The sequence below is a fragment of the Streptomyces sp. NPDC052682 genome (assembly GCF_040678435.1).
In the GTDB taxonomy this organism is placed as follows: domain Bacteria; phylum Actinomycetota; class Actinomycetes; order Streptomycetales; family Streptomycetaceae; genus Streptomyces.
This window is the reverse complement of sequence record NZ_JBFATS010000010.1, coordinates 153529-169648: the sequence shown is the minus strand read 5'-3', so window position 1 is coordinate 169648 and position 16120 is coordinate 153529. Positions and strand designations below refer to the sequence as shown.

The following is a 16120-nucleotide window of genomic DNA, read 5'->3' as shown; positions in this document are numbered from 1 at the left end:
TCTCGCGCGGCGGGTGCCGCATACGGGGCAGGACATCCGGGGAAAACTCAGAGCGGACCGCGCTGTCCGACCGAACAACAGGATAGGTGTCGGCCGGGACGCGCTGGCTAGGGGCTCTTGCCGCCGGGGTACGCACTGCCATACTTACGAAGCCGTAGGTTACGGAACCGTAGGAAGCACGTGTACCTCGCGCGGTTCCGGCAACTCGGCAACCGTCTTCATCCACAAACCCCCCAGGGGACGCGTATGACCAGTAGTTCCGATGTGATCGACGAAGCGCCGAAAGCGCCCGGTCCGAACACCGACGCCGAGACCGCCTCCGCCACGCTGGGCGGGGAGCGGAAGCGCTCCATCGAGCAGATCACCCTTCTCCTCTTCATCACCGTTCCGTTCCTGGCGCTGCTCGCGGCGGTGCCGCTGGCGTGGGGCTGGGGCGTGAGCTGGCTGGACCTCGGCCTGCTGGTGTTCTTCTACTTCCTGGGCTGCCACGGCATCACGATTGGCTTCCACCGCCACTTCACGCACGGGTCGTTCAAGGCGAAGCGGCCGCTGAAGATCGCGCTGGCGATCGCCGGGTCGATGGCGGTCGAGGGGCCGCTGGTGCGGTGGGTCGCCGATCACCGCAAGCACCACAAGTTCTCCGACGCCGAGGGCGACCCGCACTCGCCGTGGCGCTACGGCGAGACGATTCCGGCCCTGCTGAAGGGCCTGTGGTGGGCGCACATCGGCTGGATGTTCGACGAGGAGCAGACGCCGCAGGACAAGTACGCCCCGGACCTGATCAAGGACAGGACGCTGCGGAGGATCTCGCGGCAGTTCGTGCTGTGGACGGTGGTGTCCCTCGGCCTTCCGCCGCTGATCGGCGGTCTGGTCACCCAGTCCTGGTGGGGCGCGTTCACCGCGTTCTTCTGGGGCTCGCTCGTCCGGGTGGCGCTGCTGCACCACGTGACGTGGTCGATCAACTCCATCTGCCACGCGGTCGGCAAGCGGCCGTTCAAGTCGCGTGACCGTTCGGGCAACGTGTGGTGGCTGGCGATCCTGTCGTGCGGCGAGTCCTGGCACAACCTGCACCACGCCGACCCGACGTCCGCGCGGCACGGTGTGATGCGCGGGCAGCTGGACTCCTCGGCCCGGCTGATCCGCTGGTTCGAGATGCTGGGCTGGGCGTACGACGTGCGCTGGCCGTCACGCTCGCGTATCGATTCCCGCCGGAACAGTGCGGAAGGCGCCTCCCGGAAGGGGAAGGAGCCCGTCAAGGCGGCATGATGGTCGCTGTGGCGACCGACTCGAGCAGCACCCCCAGCAATGACAAGCCGCGGCGCGTGCGTCGTACCCGGATGACCGGTGCCGAGCGCCGCCAGCAGTTGCTGGAGATCGGTCGCACCCTCTTCGCGGCGAAGGGCTTCGAGGGCACGTCGGTGGAGGAGATCGCGGCGAAGGCCGGGGTCTCCAAGCCGGTGGTGTACGAGCACTTCGGCGGCAAGGAGGGGCTGTACGCGGTGGTGGTGGACCGCGAGATGCGGCAGTTGCTGGACATGGTGACCGGGTCGTTGACCGCAGGCCACCCCCGTGAGCTGCTGGAGCAGGCCGCCTTCGCCCTGCTGGACTACATCGAGGAGTCCACGGACGGCTTCCGGATCCTGGTCCGGGACTCCCCCATCCCCCAGTCGACGGGCTCCTTCGCGTCCCTCATCTCGGACATCGCCACGCAGGTGGAGGACATCCTCGGCAAGGAGTTCAAGTCCCGCGGCTTCGACTCGAAGCTGGCCCCGCTGTACGCGCAGGCCCTGGTCGGGATGGTCGCCCTGACCGGCCAGTGGTGGCTGGACGTGCGCCGGCCGAAGAAGGCCGAGGTGGCCGCGCACCTGGTGAACCTGGCATGGCACGGGCTGGACGGGCTGGAGCAGAAGCCGCGGCTGATCGGGCACCGGAAGAGCTGAGATCACCAGCAAGAGTGACACCAATAGACCGCAAGGTTGATCTTCTGACACATTGCGGGCATGACTGAGATCACGATCAGCGCAGCACCGACCACGGCCACGTGGCTGCGCTGCTCGTGTCTCCGCAGGTGATAGAGGATCTCGAGGACGCCCTGGCCGTCGCCGACCACCAGCGGCGCAAGGCGGAGGGCACGTTGGAGCCGGGCGTCCCCATGGCAGAGGTGCGCAGGCGACTGGGGCTCGAGCAGTCGTGACCTACGAGATCACCTTCGAGCCCGACGCGCTGGATGCGTCGGGCCGGGCATCCGCCGCCTGCGCGTCGGCGACTACCGGGTTCTGTACGTCGTCGACGACGACGTGATCCGCATCCTCGTCACCCACCTGGGCCGCCGCCCCTGACCTCCGGCTCCAGGAATCCAGGCGGTGATCACCCGGCTTCCTTGCGGGCGACCGCGAAGACGCGGCGGAACGGGAACGGGGTGCCGTGCGGGCCGGGCGGGTAGGCCTCGCGCAGTGCGGTGCGGTACTCGGCGAGGAACCGCTCCCGCGCCTCGGGGTCGTCGCCGAGGGCGGTCAGGACCGGCCGCAGGCCCGTGCCCTTCACCCAGTCCAGGACCGGGTCCTGCCCCGCCAGCAGATGGACGTACGTCGTCTCCCACACGTCGGTGGTGCAGCCCAGGGCCGTGAGGTGTTCCAGGTAGGCCTCGGGGGCGTGGACGGCGTCGGTGTGGCGGAGGGTGCCGGCCAGGCCGCACCGGGCGGCGAGGTCGCGCATCAGGCGGTGGCTGGGGGCGTCGAAGTTGCCGGGGACCTGGAAGGCGAAGGTGCCGCCGGGGACGAGCCCCGTGATCCAGTCGGCGAAGCGGTCGAGGTGCCCGGGGACCCACTGCAGGGCGGCGTTGCTGATGATCAGGTCGTACGGCTCCCGCGGGCGCCAGGTGCGGACGTCGGCGTGGGTGAAGTCGAGGCGTCCGCCGCCCGGGGTGGGGCCCTCGTGCTCCACGTGGGCCTGGTCGAGCATCTCGGGCGAGTTGTCGTAGCCGGTGATGTGCGCGGTGGGCCAGCGGCCGGCGAGCAGGGCGGTGACGTTGCCGGGGCCGCAGCCGAGGTCGGCGATGCGGGGCCGGGCGCCGGGCAGCTCGGGGACGCGGGCGAGCAGGTCGGTGAAGGGGCGGGCGCGGTGGCCGGCGTGGCGCAGGTACTGGGCGGGGTCCCAGGCGGGAGCGGACACGGGTCCTCCTGGAGGTGACGTGCCGGGTGCGACGGGTACCCAGCGTCACCCCGCAATTATCTTGATGTCAAGAAAATCGACTCCAAGAGACTTCACATCGACACAACCACTACACTGATCGCCATGGAGGACGAGGTCGATCGGCTGGTCTCTGCGTGGCGCCGGGAGCGCCCGGACCTCGACGTGGAACCGCTCGAGGTGCTCAGCCGGGTGAGCAGACTGGCCCGGCACCTGGACCGGGCACGCCGACTGGCGTTCTCCGAGCACGGCCTGGAGCCGTGGGAGTTCGACGTGCTGACGGCGCTGCGCCGCGCGGGCACCCCCTACCAGCTCTCGCCGGGGCAGCTGCTGACGCAGACCCTGGTCACCTCGGGCACGATGACGAACCGCATCGACCGCCTGGCCAAGAAGGGCCTGGTGGAGCGGCTGCCCGATCCGAGCGACCGGCGGGGTGTGCTGGTGCGGCTGACGGACGAGGGCCGCGACCGCGCGGACCAGGCCCTGGCGGGTCTGCTGGAGCAGGAGCGGGCGATCCTCGCGGAGCTCTCCCGTGCCCAGCGCAGCGAGCTGGCCGGCCTGCTACGCCAGCTGACCGCCCCGTTCGACAACATCCCCGGCTAGGTCCACCGGGCCGACCCCGGCCCGCCGGGCCAGGGCGACGGCGGCCAGGGTGGAGTGGACGCCGAGCTTGCCCAGCACGTTCTGCATGTGCGTGCGCACCGTGTGCGGGGAGAGGAACAGGCGTTCCGCGACGGCCTTGCGGCCCAGGCCGGCGACCATGCAGCGCAGCACCTCCCGCTCCCGGGGGGTGAGGGACTCCACCAGCCGCTCGCTCTCGGTGCGGTGCTTGCGGGCGGCGGTCAGTTCCCGCAGCACGCCGGTGAGCAGTGCGGGCGGCAGGTGTGTCTCGTCGCGCAGCACGCCCCGGATGACGGTGAGCAGCCGGGACAGCGAGCAGTCCTTGGCGACCCAGCCGGAGGCACCGGCCTGCAGGGCGAGTGCGGCCCGGCGCGGGTCGTCCTTCTCGGCGAGCACGACGGTCCGTACGTTCGGCTGCGCGGAACGCACCCCGGCGACCAGGGAGATCCCGTCCACGAGCCCGTCCTCGTTGCCCTCCCGCACGGGCACGGCCGGCTTGCCCGCCGGCATGTTGCCGCCCAGGTCGGCGTCGACGAGCAGCACGTCGTACCGCCGCCCCTCGGCGGCGGCGCGCTCCAGGCTGCGCAGCGCGGCGGGACCGCTGCCGGCCGCGGAGACCTCCACGTCGGGCTCTGCGGCGAGCGCCGCCGCGAGTGACTCGGCGAAGATGCGATGGTCGTCGACGACCAGGACTCGGATGCGAACCACGTAACCCCCTTCCCCGAGCTCTCGAAGAGCAGGGGATACACCGTCGTCGGACGACGACACCGGCGCGGGTACGACGCCCGGAGTGCCCAGGTCCGCTGTGTCCGTTCGTCCTCGCCGCACCTGGCCGGGTCGCCGCAGCCGCACGGCCGCCGCCGTGCAGGAACCGCTACCCCCACTCCGGGTGTCGTACCCGGCTGTCTCGCCCCCTGATCGGCACCGGCCCCCACCGGTGCTGCTCCTCAGAGTACGGACGGTGGCCTGGAGCGGAAGGAGATTTGCAGAACTGGCTGTCCTGCGCGTTTATGGTGTGCCGCATGTTTCGTCTTGAGACAGAAGTCGACAAAGCGCGACGTGATCTGCTCCGCGCCCGTCTGCGCGCCACGAACACGGCGGCCTCCCCGGTCCTGGCCGCCCTGCGCGGCACCCCGGACGAACGGCAGGCTCCGCTCCATGTGTGGGCCGTGGACGACGCGGGGGCGCTCGGCGGCGGCCTGGTCGGTCACACCTGGGCGACCTGGCTGCACGTGACGTACCTGTGGGTGGACGAAGCCCACCGGGGCGCGGGGCTGGGGTCGCGGCTGCTGTCGGAGGCGGAGCGGATCGCCGGGGCCGAGCGGGGGTGCCGGGCGGCGCGGCTGGAGACGTGGGACTTCCAGGCGCCGGAGTTCTACCGGAAGCAGGGGTACGAGGTGGTGTGCGTGATCCCCGACTACCCGCCGGGGATCACCGAGTACACGCTGACCAAACGGCTCAGCTGAGGCGCCGCGCCCCCGCCGAGGGCACCGCCTCGAAGACGCGGGGCGCGGTGAAGCCGGCCTCCGCGAAGGCCTCCTGGACCGCCTTGGTGATGCGGTCCACGTCGGCCTCCTCCGCCAGCACGATCGCCGAGCCGCCGAAGCCGCCGCCGGTCATCCGGGCGCCCAGCGCGCCGGAGGACAGGGCCGTGTCGACGACCAGGTCGAGCTCGGGGCAGGAGATGCGGAAGTCGTCGCGCAGCGAGGCGTGGCCCTCGATGAGGACCGGGCCGATGGCGCGGGTGTCACCGGACTCCAGCAGGGAGACCACCTGTTCGACGCGGTGGTTCTCGGTGACGATGTGGCGGACCAGACGGCGGACCTCCTCCTCGTCGCCGAGGCGCTCCAGGGCCGCGTCCAGGTCGTCGTGGGCGATGTCCCGCAGGGCGTCCACGCCCAGCAGGGCCGCGCCCTTCTCGCAGCCGGCGCGGCGCTTGCCGTACTCGCCCTCGCTGTGGGAGTGCTTGACCTGGGTGTCGACCACCAGCAGGCGCATGCCCTCGGCGGCCAGGTCGAAGGGGATCTGCTTCTGGGACAGGTCGCGGGTGTCGAGGAACAGGGCGTGGCCGGCCTCGCAGCACGCCGAGGCGGTCTGGTCCATGATGCCGGTGGGCGCGCCGACGTACACGTTCTCGGCGCGCTGGCACAGGCGGGCCAGCTGCCAGCGCTGGAGTCCGAGGGCGAACAGGTCGTTCATGGCGAGCGCCACGACGACCTCGAGCGCCGCGGACGACGACAGGCCCGCGCCCGTCGGCACCGTCGAGGCCAGGTGGATGTCGGCGCCGGTCAGCGCGTGGCCGGCTTCGCGCAGCGCCCACACCACGCCCGCCGGGTAGGCCGTCCAGTTCTTGTCCGACTCGGGGGCGAGGTCGTCCAGGCGCAGGGTGACGACACCGCCGTCGACGTCGGCCGAGTGCAGGCGCAGGACGCCGTCGTCGCGGCGCGCCACCGCCGCCACCGCGGTGTGCGGCAGGGCGAACGGCATGACGAAACCGTCGTTGTAGTCGGTGTGTTCGCCGATGAGGTTGACGCGTCCCGGTGCCGCCCAGACCCCGTCCGGGTCGGTTCCGTACAGCTCCCTGAACCGCTCGGCGACCGTGCCGGCAACAGCCTCGCTCATGCCCTGACCCCTGACCTTCCGTACGTGTCTACTTGCCGTGCCGCTGCGCGAAGTCCCACGCGTCGGCGACGATTCCCGCGAGGTCCGCGCGGGACGGGTTCCAGCCCAGCTTCTCGCGGGCCGTGGCGGCCGACGCCACCAGGACGGCCGGGTCGCCGCCCCGGCGCGGTGCCACCACCTCGGGGATGGGGTGGCCGGTGACCTCGCGGACCGTCTCGATGACCTCGCGGACGGAGAAGCCGTTGCCGTTGCCGAGGTTGCAGATGAGGTGCTCGCCCGCCGTGGCGGCGTCCAGGGCCAGCAGGTGGGCCTCGGCGAGGTCCGCGACGTGGATGTAGTCACGGACGCAGGTGCCGTCCGGGGTGGGGTAGTCGTCGCCGTAGACGGAGATCGCGTCGCGCCTGCCCTGGGCGACCTGGAGGACCAGCGGGATCAGGTGCGACTCGGGGTCGTGGCGCTCGCCGAACTCGCCGTAGGCGCCGGCCACGTTGAAGTAGCGCAGCGAGACCGCGCCGAGGCCGTGGGCGGCCGCCTCGCCGGTGATCATGTGGTCGACGGCGAGCTTGGAGGCGCCGTAGGGGTTGGTGGGCCTGGTCGGGGCGGACTCGACGATCGGAACCTGCTCCGGCTCGCCGTAGGTCGCCGCCGTGGAGGAGAACACCAGCGTGCGCACGCCGGCGCCGCGCATGGCGTCCAGCAGGGCCATGGTGCCGCCGACGTTGTTGTCCCAGTACTTCTCCGGCTTCGCCACGGACTCGCCGACCTGCGAGGACGCGGCGAAGTGCAGGACGCCGTCGTAGGAGGAGTCCAGCCATTTGGCGGCGTCGCGGATGTCGCCCTCGATGAAGTCGGCACCGGCCGGGACGCCCTCGCGGAAGCCCGTGGAGAGGTTGTCGAGGACGACGACCTCGTGACCCGCCTGCAGCAGGTGCTGGGCGACCACGCTTCCGACGTAACCCGCGCCGCCCGTCACCAGGTACTTGCCGCTCATGAACTCGCTACCTCTCGCAGTCGCTCGGCCGCGCGCTCGGGCGGCACGTCGTTGATGAACACGTTCATGCCGGACTCGGAACCCGCGAGGAACTTCAGCTTGCCGGAAGTGCGGCGAATGGTGAAAAGCTCGAGGTGGAGGGCGAAGTCCTCGCGGACCACCCCGTCGAACTCCTCCAGCGCGCCGAACGGGGCCTGGTGCCAGGCCGCGATGTACGGAGTCGGAGGCTCACCCTCACCGAAGATCCGGTCGAAGCGCCTCAACAGTTCCAGATACACCTGGGGGAACTCTGTGCGGGCCGCCTCGTCGAGGCCGAGCAGGTCGGGCACGCGGCGCTTGGGGTAGAGGTGGACCTCGTACGGCCAGTGCGCCGCGTACGGCACGAAGGCCACCCAGTGGTCACCCTCCAGGACGACCCGCTCGTCGGCGAGTTCACGCTCCAGGACGGCGTCGAAGAGGTTCTGTCCGCCGGTGGCCTCCTTGTGCGCGGCCAGCTGGCGCAGCATCAGGGCGGTGCGCGGGGTGGTGAAGGGGTAGGCGTATATCTGCCCGTGCGGGTGCTGGAGGGTCACGCCGATCTCCGCGCCCCGGTTCTCGAAGCAGAACACCTGCTGCACGGAGGGCAGATGTGACAGCTCCGAGGTGCGGTCGGTCCAGGCTTCCAGCACCAGGGCGGCCTGTTCCTCGGTGAGGTCGGCGAACGAGGCGTGGTGGTCGGAGGTGAAGCAGACGACCTCGCAGCGGCCGGAGTCGCCGGCCAGTGAGGGGAAGCGGTTCTCGAAGACCACGACGTCGTACGACGAGTCCGGGATCTCGCTCAGCCGGTCGCCCTCGGAGGGGCACAGGGGGCACTCGTCGGCCGGCGGATGATAGGTGCGGCCCTGGCGGTGCGAGGCGATCGCCACGGAGTCGCCGAGCAGAGGGTCGCGGCGGATCTCGGACGTGGTGACGGTACGGTCCAGGGGGCGGCGGTCCGCCGCGTCGCGCACGGTGTCGTCACGCAGGTCGTAGTAGATGAGCTCGCGACCGTCGGCCAGTCGGGTCGAGGTCTTCTTCACGCCGGACTCCTCAGTGAGCCACTCAATCATCAAACAGAACCCAACACATCGAAACACGACCTATCACGCCAGTCAACATCACAATCAAACAAAGAGCATCACCTTGCGTGTTCAAGCGCGGAGTGCCGAGGCATGAGTTCCGCTACGGATCAGTTCGCGCGACGAAGCGAGAGATGATGCAGACCCCCACGACCCTCTCAAATCCCCCATATCTGGCAGCCGAGCTGCGCCTGCCCACCAACTGGCTCGACTACACGATCCTCGCCCTGTACTTCGCCGTCGTGCTGGGCATCGGGTTCGCCGCCCGGCGCTCGGTGAAGACCAGCCTCGACTTCTTCCTCTCCGGACGCTCCCTGCCCGCCTGGGTCACCGGCCTGGCGTTCATCGCGGCGAACCTCGGCGCGACCGAGATCCTCGGCATGGCCGCCAACAGCGCGCAGTACGGCGTCTACACCACCCACTGGTACTGGATCGGCGCCATCCCGGCCATGGTCTTCCTCGGCCTGGTGATGATGCCCTTCTACTACGGCTCCAAAGTGCGTTCGGTGCCGGAGTTCCTGCTGCTGCGCTTCGACAAGGCGGCGCACCTGCTCAGCTCGGTGCTGTTCGCCTTCGCCGCGATCCTCATCGCGGGCGTCAACCTCTACGCCCTGGCGATCGTCGTCGAGGCGCTGCTGGGCTGGCCGGAGTGGGTGGCCATCGTGGTCGCCGGATTCTTCGTGCTGGCCTACATCACCCTGGGCGGCCTGTCCTCGGCGATCTACAACGAGGTGCTGCAGTTCTTCGTCATCCTGGCGGCCCTCATCCCCATCGCCGTCCTGGGACTGAAGAAGGTCGGCGGCTGGGACGGCCTGTCCGACTCACTGACCAAGAGCCACGGCGGCGACTTCCTGACCGCCTGGGGCGGCACCGGCATCGGCAGCCCGAACCCGCTGGGCGCCAACTGGCTGACGATCGTCCTCGGGCTCGGGTTCGTGCTCTCCTTCGGCTACTGGACGACCAACTTCGCCGAGGTGCAGCGCGCCCTGTCGGCGAAGAACCTCTCGGCGGCGCAGCGCACCCCGCTCATCGCCGCGTTCCCGAAGATCTTCATCGTCTTCCTGGTGATGATCCCCGGCCTGGTGGCGGCCGTCCTGGTCCCGAAGATCGGCACGGCCGGGTCGGACCTGCAGTACAACGACGCGATCCCCTACCTGATGGAGCAGCTGCTGCCCAACGGGGTGCTCGGCATCGCGGTGACGGGTCTGCTCGCCGCCTTCATGGCCGGCATGGCGGCCAACGTCTCCTCCTTCAACACGGTGTTCACCACCGACATCTGGGCGAAGTACGTGGTGAAGGACCGCGAGGACGACTACTACGTGCGGTTCGGCCGCGTGATCACGGCGATCGGCGTGCTGGCCTCGATCGGCACGGCGTTCCTGGCGTCGTCCTTCTCCAACATCATGAGCTACCTCCAGACGCTGTTCTCCTTCTTCAACGTGCCGATGTTCGTGGTGTTCATCATCGGCATGTTCTGGAAGCGGGCCTCGATGAAGTCCGGCTTCTGGGGCCTGATCGCCGGCACCACCGCCGCGATGGTCAACTACTTCGTCATCTACAAGGAGGGCATGATCGACATTCCCTCCGACCAGGGGGCGAACTTCGTCTCCGCGATCGCCGGGTTCGTCGCCGGCGCGGTGGTCATGGTGGCGGTGTCGCTGTTCACCAAGCCCAAGCCGGTGGAGGAGCTGCAGGGGCTGGTGTACGGGACGCGGTCCCCGGGCATGGCGGAGCCGCCCGCCGTCGGGGACGACGCGTGGTACCGGAAGCCGGCGCTGCTGGGCTGGGGCGCGGTGGCGCTGGCCGCGCTCTGCTACATCCCGTTCTCGTTCTGACCTTGCCGACTGGGAGTTGAGAAGCCATGTCCGAACACTCCGGGTACTCCGGATACTCCGAGAAGGACGTCCAGCGGGAAGTCACCGAACTGCAGGGCAAGTCGGCCACGGCCGCGCGGCTGTTCGACATCCGGCGGATCATCGGTGGGCTGTTCGTGGTGTACGGCGTGATCGTCACGATCGCGGGGCTGACGGCGTCGGATGCCCAGATCGACAAGGCGGAGGGCGTCAACATCAACCTCTGGACCGGGCTGGGGATGCTGGCGCTGGGCCTGTTCTTCCTGGCCTGGCTGAAGCTGAGGCCCACGGCTCCGCCGCCACCGGACGCCGTGCCTGGGGAGCAGCGGGGAGAGTGAGGCCGGGCTGCCGCCGAGGCACGGGTGGGCACCCAACCCGGCACAACGGGGTGCCGCCCACGCCCACCCGTGCCGCCCCGGGCGGCCCGCATGCCTACGGCTTGCGCCACACGCCCCGGCGAGGCGCGCACACCCGTGAATACCTGCGGGGCCCCAGGACGGTCCCCCCGGCCGGACCCGCCCCGCGCCTGGGGGTGCACCCCCAGCCACAGCCGTTCCGGCAGGCCAGGGCCGCTGCCCTCAGGTGGGAGCTGCCCGCGGCGTGCGCCACCGCGCCCCCGAGGCAGCGCGACGGGAAGGGGACGCGTCGGGGGTGTCCGCCCGCAGCAGCTGCCGCGCCGCGCACACCACCCGTAAGAAGCTGTTGTCTTTTCGACCTGAGCCTTGGCGGTCGAACGCGGATTCCCGGTTGGGTGATCTGCCGTGGCCTGGGTTGAAGACGGGGCCTCCTGAACAGCTCGTGGGTCCGTAGGGCTACAGGAGGCCCCTGGTGCCGCAGGTTTCCGTGTCGATGGTCGGGCAGTCCGACTCGGCTGCTCCGTGATCATCACCGTCCGGGTGGTGCAGCACGGCTGACGGCGCTCGGCCTGCCGCTTGGGTCTGAACCGCGCCCGCAGGAAAGCGACGCCGACGAGCGCGCCCGCAACTGGCGCCTGCCCTGGACGCAGAGCGCCTGGCAGGCGCGACGAAATGGACACCGCGTACTCGGCGTTCGGCGGATTGAACCTGGCAACCTGTGGGTTACCCGGGACGGCGGCCGCAAATGGCCAGCCTGGTCACCATGCCTTCACGCCCTCTGCCGCAGTGCCGGGAGCGACCTGTTCGCCAGCCAGGACGACGGCGCCACCTGGTCGCCGACGGGGAACCGGCATCTCGGTCCACACCCTGGAGCACCTGACCGCCGTCACCGACCGGCTCAACCACCGCCCACGCACAACGCTCGGCTGGGCAACCCCAGCCGAGCGCCTGCATGAACTGCTCGCGGCCTGATCCACACGACCACGTGTTGCGACCGCCCCTGGAAAGCGCCGGATGGGCGGGCACAAGAGCGCGCGGTGTCTACGGTTTCACCGGGTCGCCGTTCCCGATGGCCAGCCACCACACTCCGTTGTCGCGGGTGAGGTCGAGTGTCTGACGGCTTTCGTTTTCGAAGCGGAGTTCGACACTTGCCAGGCCTGGTGTGACGGGGTCCGCGACCACGGCCTCCACTGGATGACCGGCCTGGGCGCCGAACTTGGAGATCAGACTCCGGGCGGCTGCTTCCCTGCCTGTGTACCACGGAGCACCGATGTCAGCCAGGTTCTCGGCGTCACCGGCCTGAAGGCGCTGGACGTAGACCTCGAGAACCAGTTCGGCCTCGCGGGCGACCTCCTCGGCCTGTGGATAGGCGGACGTGGCGGCCCGCACCGTCAGGTGCACCTCGGGGGTGTCCCGCAAGGCGTACGGTGCCTGATCGCGCTTCGACCACCAGACCAGGGCGCCCACGACCACGCACAGGACGACGACTACGGCGATGAGCCACCGCGCTTTCGCTGTCCTGGGCATCAGTACCACTCCGGGATGACTCGGTGGATGTTCGCCCACGTTCCCCTCTGGCTGTTGATGTAGGTGTCGAGACGCTGGTTCAGACGGTTGTTGTTGTGGGCGCTCACGTATGCCTTGCCGTTCTTCATCTTGGTGACGACGCCCGCGTGGTCCCAGCCTCCCTTGCCGCCCCAGTTGAAGAAGACCACGTCACCGACCTTGGCCTCTTTTTGTTTGGACTCGGTGTTCACGATGCCGGCGCTGTGCTTGGAGAGGAAGGTCTCCATCTTGTCGGCGACAGTCCACGTGTGGGACCACAGATAGTAGAACCCCCCGCCGGAGTGTGGTGGCGACGAGTGCTTGGTACGCCACCAGTAGTTTGTGCTCTTCTTGTCCTTGCCCACGCCCTTCATGCGCATGCCGCCGCCGTGATACAGCGCCTTGGACACGAAGTTGGTGCAGTCTTGGCTGTACTCGTGCCGGTCGTTCCAGTGCTTCTTCGCCCACTCGGCGGTGCCGCTGCGGCTGATGCTGCCGAAGGTCTCGTACTGCACCGTTTCCAGGCCGAGTGCGGCGGGGCTGTCAGGGACCTGTCGCGTGAGCGCGGTGGGCGAGATGTCGCTCTCCACGCTGCCGTACGTCACGGTTCCGAAGGCATCGTCTCCCTTGGACAGGCGCTGCTCGTACTGCTGCGCGTTGAGCTTGCCGCGCAGTACGGGCGCGTCCTGCCCGGAGAAGGTGTAGAGGAGGGCCGTTTCGTTGGTCTCCGGTTCCTCGGGGCTGTCGGCGAGCGTCCGCTGCTCGTTCACGGTGGCCCGGACGGCCACCGATCCGTCGGAGGAGGGCATGACCAGAACGTCTGACAGTGTCGACGTCATGGCCGTGTAGACGAGTCCGTCTGCCTTCAGGGCTTCACGGGTGTCGAGCAGCCAGAACTCCTCAGCGTTCAGCAACCAGGAGTACTTCGAAGCATGCGGCTTGCCCTGCGTCGCGGCACCGGCGGTGTTGTGCGCACCCGTGGTCAGAGCGGCGACGACCCCAAGGTACTCGTTGAGCGCCGCGGTGTAAGTGGCGATGCTCAGCGGGGCCTTCACAGGAGTGGCGGCATTGCTGGTGACGGCCGTGCTGGTGCCGTACGGGCTCGATGCCTTGACCCGGAACGTGTAGGGAGCGTCGTTGCTGAGACCGGTGATCACGGCGTCCGTGCCGCTCGTGCTGCGAGTGGCCGCCACGCCACCGGAGGAGTCGATCGCGGTCACCTCGTAGGTGAGCTCCGTGTCGCTGTAGCCGCTGTCCCGGCTCGCGTTCCATGTGACCAGCGCCCCCTGGTCGCCCGGCTGGGCCTGCAGGTCCCTGGGCGGTGACGGCGGCGTGGCCGGCCCGTACTCAATGGTGAGTGCGGCCGAGGTGAAGCTGATGCCTGCCGTGCCAGCCCCGCCCTGCGCCCTGCGCAGGACGAGGCCGTGGTTGGCGTTCGCGCCGTCGGTCCACCCGGTGACCAGGCCGGTGACGTCGATCTTCCAGGGTGCGGTGGCATCCAGATTGACGCCTGGAGCGGTGGCACTGTCCAGCTCCGCTCCGGTCCCGCTGGTAGCCCAGGCGGCGTTGAGCGCGTGCACCGCGAGGTCTGGTGTGGTCGCGGTCGACTGGAGTTGCAGTGTTGCATTGGTGATGCGGGCCCCGGCGGGGATCTTCGACAGATCGGCCTTCAGATAGCTTCGCCAGTTCTTGCCGGAGATGCTTCCGACCTTCAGTGCCGTTCCCGTTTCACCGACGCAGTCGGCCGTGTCGGTGCAGACGGTGGCCTTGGTGAGCGGAACGCTCACGGACACGGCCGCGGCCGTCTCGTCGGGCGGCGTGCCGGACCCCGCGGAAATCGCCGTCCTCGCCGTCCATGCGGAGCACTTGCCCTCGAAACAGGCCCTCATCGACCAGTCGAAAGGGCCTGACGCAGTGAGCTTGTCGGCGGGGATCTGGAAACCGACCCGTTCGCCGTTGGGCACGATCTGAGTGCCCAGGAGCTGGGTCCCACTCGCGTTGCCAAGCCGGAACTGAGCCTCAATCATGCCGCCGTTGGGTGAACTGACCACACCGGTCACCACCGGGGAGGCGGTGTCGGTCGCTCCGGCCTGAAGCTGCCTGGGCAGGTCGGCGGGCTGCACGGCGCTCGCATCGACGAGGAACGTCGTCCAGCCGGACCACGCCGACGTATCGATACCGTCACTGGTGCGTGCCCGTACTCTCAGATGGCTGCCGTCCGGCACCGCGGAGGCGGTCGGGATCTGGGTCGTGGCCACAGTGCCCGGCGTGAACTCCACCGTCTTTCCCGTCCACGTGTACGTGGTGTCGGCGTACGCGGGATCAGGCTGCACCTGGAACTCGGTGATCAACGCAGACCCAGCATCGCTGTCGTCGACCTTCGCCTGGAGGGTCGGCGTGAGCGAACCGACCGTCAGGGGGGTCCCTGCCTTGCGTGGGGTGACACCCAGCTGCGCGGGCACGGCCGGCGCCGCGTTGTAGGTGACGATCAGCGAAGGCTCCGTCGCGGAGTCGTGCGAGCCGTCGACGTAGTTGGCGGACCGGTAGCGCCGCCAAGTGAGCGGATCGGTCTCGTCGACGGCCGCCAGACGCACCCCGTAGTTGGGCTGACCGTCCGCCCACGCCTGAACGATGCCCGCGACATCCCACGACACGTGACCGGCCGGGCAGCTCGCGCTGTAGCCCTTCGCCGCCTTCGACACCGGCGCCGCCGTGGTCGTGGTGCTCGGCTGGGCCGACCAGGAGATCGCCGAGGGATCCCAGTCAGAGGTCACTCGCCGGACCTGGACTCCGGCGTTATCCGTCGAACAAGACGACGACCAGTAGGAGAACAGACGCAGATCGGCATCGAGAATCCGCTTACCACTGAACCGATCCGTACTGAACTTGAGGTAGGAGCGCGCCTTCTCCTTCCCGTCGTACGTGCCGGCCTTCAGCTCGGTGGAGCCGCGCTGGGACGACGGATACGCCGCGTCCTGCACCCATGTGTCCGTGAGCGGGCCGAGCAAGGTGTTGGTCGGGTCCACCGTCACCGGATACTGCACGCCGGGATCCTCGAGGAACGACTTGGCCGGCTTGAGCACCAGAGTCTGCTGGTCCCCTCTGCCCTCCACCGTCACGGCGACATCGGAGACGTCCTCCGGTTCACGCGAACCAGCGTGCTCCTCCGCTCCCCACATGACGGGAACGGGTGCGGTGGCGACGTCCCTGCCGTCCTTGCCCTCCCAGAGCAGTCGCTCATCACTGGCCTGACGGAGCTTGACGCCCTCGGCCGCCACGGGTATGCGCAGCTCCACCTGCTCCGTCGGCCGCTCCTTGAGCACCAGGACGTGCGAGAAGCCCTCTGGCAGCGCGGACACCACCAGATCGGCGCCCGGCTGGACGTCCTCGTACGTTGCGGTGTTGCCCTGGAGGACCGGTTGGGGGAGCTCACCGTCCCAGCCGATGCCCAGGCTCTGACTGCCCTCACTCACCTGAGCGAGAGGGCCGGAGCCGCCGGCGGAGATCCTGATGTCCGCCGCGGCGTGCTTGGGCTGGACAACGCCGTCACGCAAGACGAGCGTGGTGTCCACATCCCGCCACGCACCCTTCTCGTCCTTGACCCTGATCGGCCCGGTGGACGACTCCTCGGTCACCGAACCGTCGGGGTTGACGTAGACGGTCGAACTCTCCGTGCGCAGGGAGGGGACTTCAACCCTCTCGCCGAGCATCGCAGCACGGATGCGAGCCGCGCCTACCTCCGCGTCGTCGCTGCCGGACCCCGACGCCGTCAGCGATGTGTCAGCGGATCCCGTGGTACCAGCGGGATGTGCGGGAGCACCGAGTTCCACGGCCAGCAAGCCGACC

14 protein-coding genes and 2 pseudogenes are annotated in these 16120 nt (G+C 69.3%); 9 read left to right on the top strand and 7 right to left on the bottom strand.

Translation table 11 applies throughout. The features are described from left to right. Positions 1 to 246 precede the first annotated feature (246 nt). The 4 genes and pseudogenes from AB0K80_RS17950 (at position 247) to AB0K80_RS17935 (ending at position 2339) form a co-directional block, all read left to right on the top strand. Positions 247 to 1266 carry an acyl-CoA desaturase gene (locus AB0K80_RS17950; protein ID WP_365670597.1) on the top strand — a complete coding sequence of 340 codons (1020 nt, stop codon included), beginning with the start codon at positions 247 to 249 and terminating at the stop codon, positions 1264 to 1266. Further along, positions 1263 to 1940, top strand: coding sequence for a TetR/AcrR family transcriptional regulator (locus AB0K80_RS17945; protein ID WP_365670595.1), 678 nt, complete (start codon positions 1263 to 1265; stop codon positions 1938 to 1940). Before AB0K80_RS17950 ends, AB0K80_RS17945 begins: the two co-directional genes overlap by 4 nt. Positions 1941 to 2026: 86 nt before the next feature. Then, positions 2027 to 2194: pseudogene (locus tag AB0K80_RS17940) on the top strand (type II toxin-antitoxin system prevent-host-death family antitoxin); the annotation flags it as partial. 49 nt (positions 2195 to 2243) lie between these two features. Further along, entirely contained in the window at positions 2244 to 2339 is a 96-nt protein-coding gene (locus tag AB0K80_RS17935) for a hypothetical protein (RefSeq protein WP_365670835.1), read from the top strand. A 28-nt stretch (positions 2340 to 2367) separates the two neighbouring features. Here the strand turns inward: AB0K80_RS17935 and AB0K80_RS17930 are convergent, their stop codons facing one another. Next, positions 2368 to 3171: a trans-aconitate 2-methyltransferase gene (locus tag AB0K80_RS17930; protein WP_365670593.1), complete on the bottom strand. Its 804-nt coding sequence runs from the start codon at positions 3169 to 3171 to the stop codon at positions 2368 to 2370. Positions 3172 to 3294: 123 nt separating this feature from the next. On the opposite strand from AB0K80_RS17930, the gene tamR reads away from it, so the two are divergent. After that, a complete protein-coding gene (gene tamR / locus AB0K80_RS17925) occupies positions 3295 to 3792 on the top strand; it encodes a MarR family transcriptional regulator TamR (RefSeq protein WP_365670591.1) in 498 nt (165 codons plus the stop codon). On the opposite strand, the gene AB0K80_RS17920 is transcribed toward tamR, so the two are convergent. Next, positions 3751 to 4518 (bottom strand): response regulator transcription factor, encoded by a 768-nt coding sequence (locus AB0K80_RS17920; protein ID WP_365670589.1) that lies wholly within the window; start codon positions 4516 to 4518, stop codon positions 3751 to 3753. The genes tamR and AB0K80_RS17920 overlap by 42 nt on opposite strands. A 302-nt stretch (positions 4519 to 4820) precedes the next feature. Between AB0K80_RS17920 and AB0K80_RS17915 the strand changes: the two genes are divergently transcribed. Further along, entirely contained in the window at positions 4821 to 5276 is a 456-nt protein-coding gene (locus AB0K80_RS17915; protein WP_365670833.1) for an N-acetyltransferase, read from the top strand. Here the strand turns inward: AB0K80_RS17915 and galK are convergent. The 3 genes from galK to galT are packed head-to-tail and all read right to left on the bottom strand — an operon-like array spanning position 5269 to position 8481. Further along, on the bottom strand, positions 5269 to 6432 hold the full coding sequence (gene galK / locus AB0K80_RS17910) for a galactokinase (RefSeq protein WP_365670587.1): 1164 nt from the start codon (positions 6430 to 6432) through the stop codon (positions 5269 to 5271). The genes AB0K80_RS17915 and galK overlap by 8 nt on opposite strands. A 28-nt stretch (positions 6433 to 6460) precedes the next feature. Then, entirely contained in the window at positions 6461 to 7423 is a 963-nt protein-coding gene (gene galE / locus AB0K80_RS17905) for a UDP-glucose 4-epimerase GalE (RefSeq protein ID WP_365670585.1), read from the bottom strand. Further along, a complete protein-coding gene (gene galT, locus AB0K80_RS17900) occupies positions 7420 to 8481 on the bottom strand; it encodes a galactose-1-phosphate uridylyltransferase (protein ID WP_365670583.1) in 1062 nt (353 codons plus the stop codon). Before galT ends, galE begins: the two co-directional genes overlap by 4 nt. 176 nt (positions 8482 to 8657) lie before the next feature. On the opposite strand from galT, the gene AB0K80_RS17895 reads away from it, so the two are divergent. From AB0K80_RS17895 to AB0K80_RS17885, 3 genes and pseudogenes are all read left to right on the top strand, one after another. Continuing rightward, positions 8658 to 10355 carry a sodium:solute symporter family protein gene (locus tag AB0K80_RS17895; RefSeq protein ID WP_365670831.1) on the top strand — a complete coding sequence of 566 codons (1698 nt, stop codon included), beginning with the start codon at positions 8658 to 8660 and terminating at the stop codon, positions 10353 to 10355. Between the two features lie 26 nt (positions 10356 to 10381). After that, on the top strand, positions 10382 to 10711 hold the full coding sequence (locus AB0K80_RS17890; RefSeq protein WP_365670581.1) for a hypothetical protein: 330 nt from the start codon (positions 10382 to 10384) through the stop codon (positions 10709 to 10711). A gap of 858 nt (positions 10712 to 11569) precedes the next feature. Beyond that, positions 11570 to 11701: pseudogene (locus AB0K80_RS17885) on the top strand (IS30 family transposase); the annotation flags it as partial. A gap of 69 nt (positions 11702 to 11770) precedes the next feature. Here AB0K80_RS17885 and AB0K80_RS17880 read toward each other — a convergent pair. Together AB0K80_RS17880 and AB0K80_RS17875 are read right to left on the bottom strand one after the other, a co-directional pair. Then, the gene (locus AB0K80_RS17880) at positions 11771 to 12256 is read right to left on the bottom strand and encodes a hypothetical protein (RefSeq protein ID WP_365670579.1); all 486 of its coding nucleotides are present in this window, start codon (positions 12254 to 12256) and stop codon (positions 11771 to 11773) included. Then, positions 12256 to 15984, bottom strand: a complete 3729-nt coding sequence (locus AB0K80_RS17875; protein ID WP_365670577.1) for a DNRLRE domain-containing protein — start codon at positions 15982 to 15984, stop codon at positions 12256 to 12258. Before AB0K80_RS17875 ends, AB0K80_RS17880 begins: the two co-directional genes overlap by 1 nt. Positions 15985 to 16120: the final 136 nt, after the last annotated feature.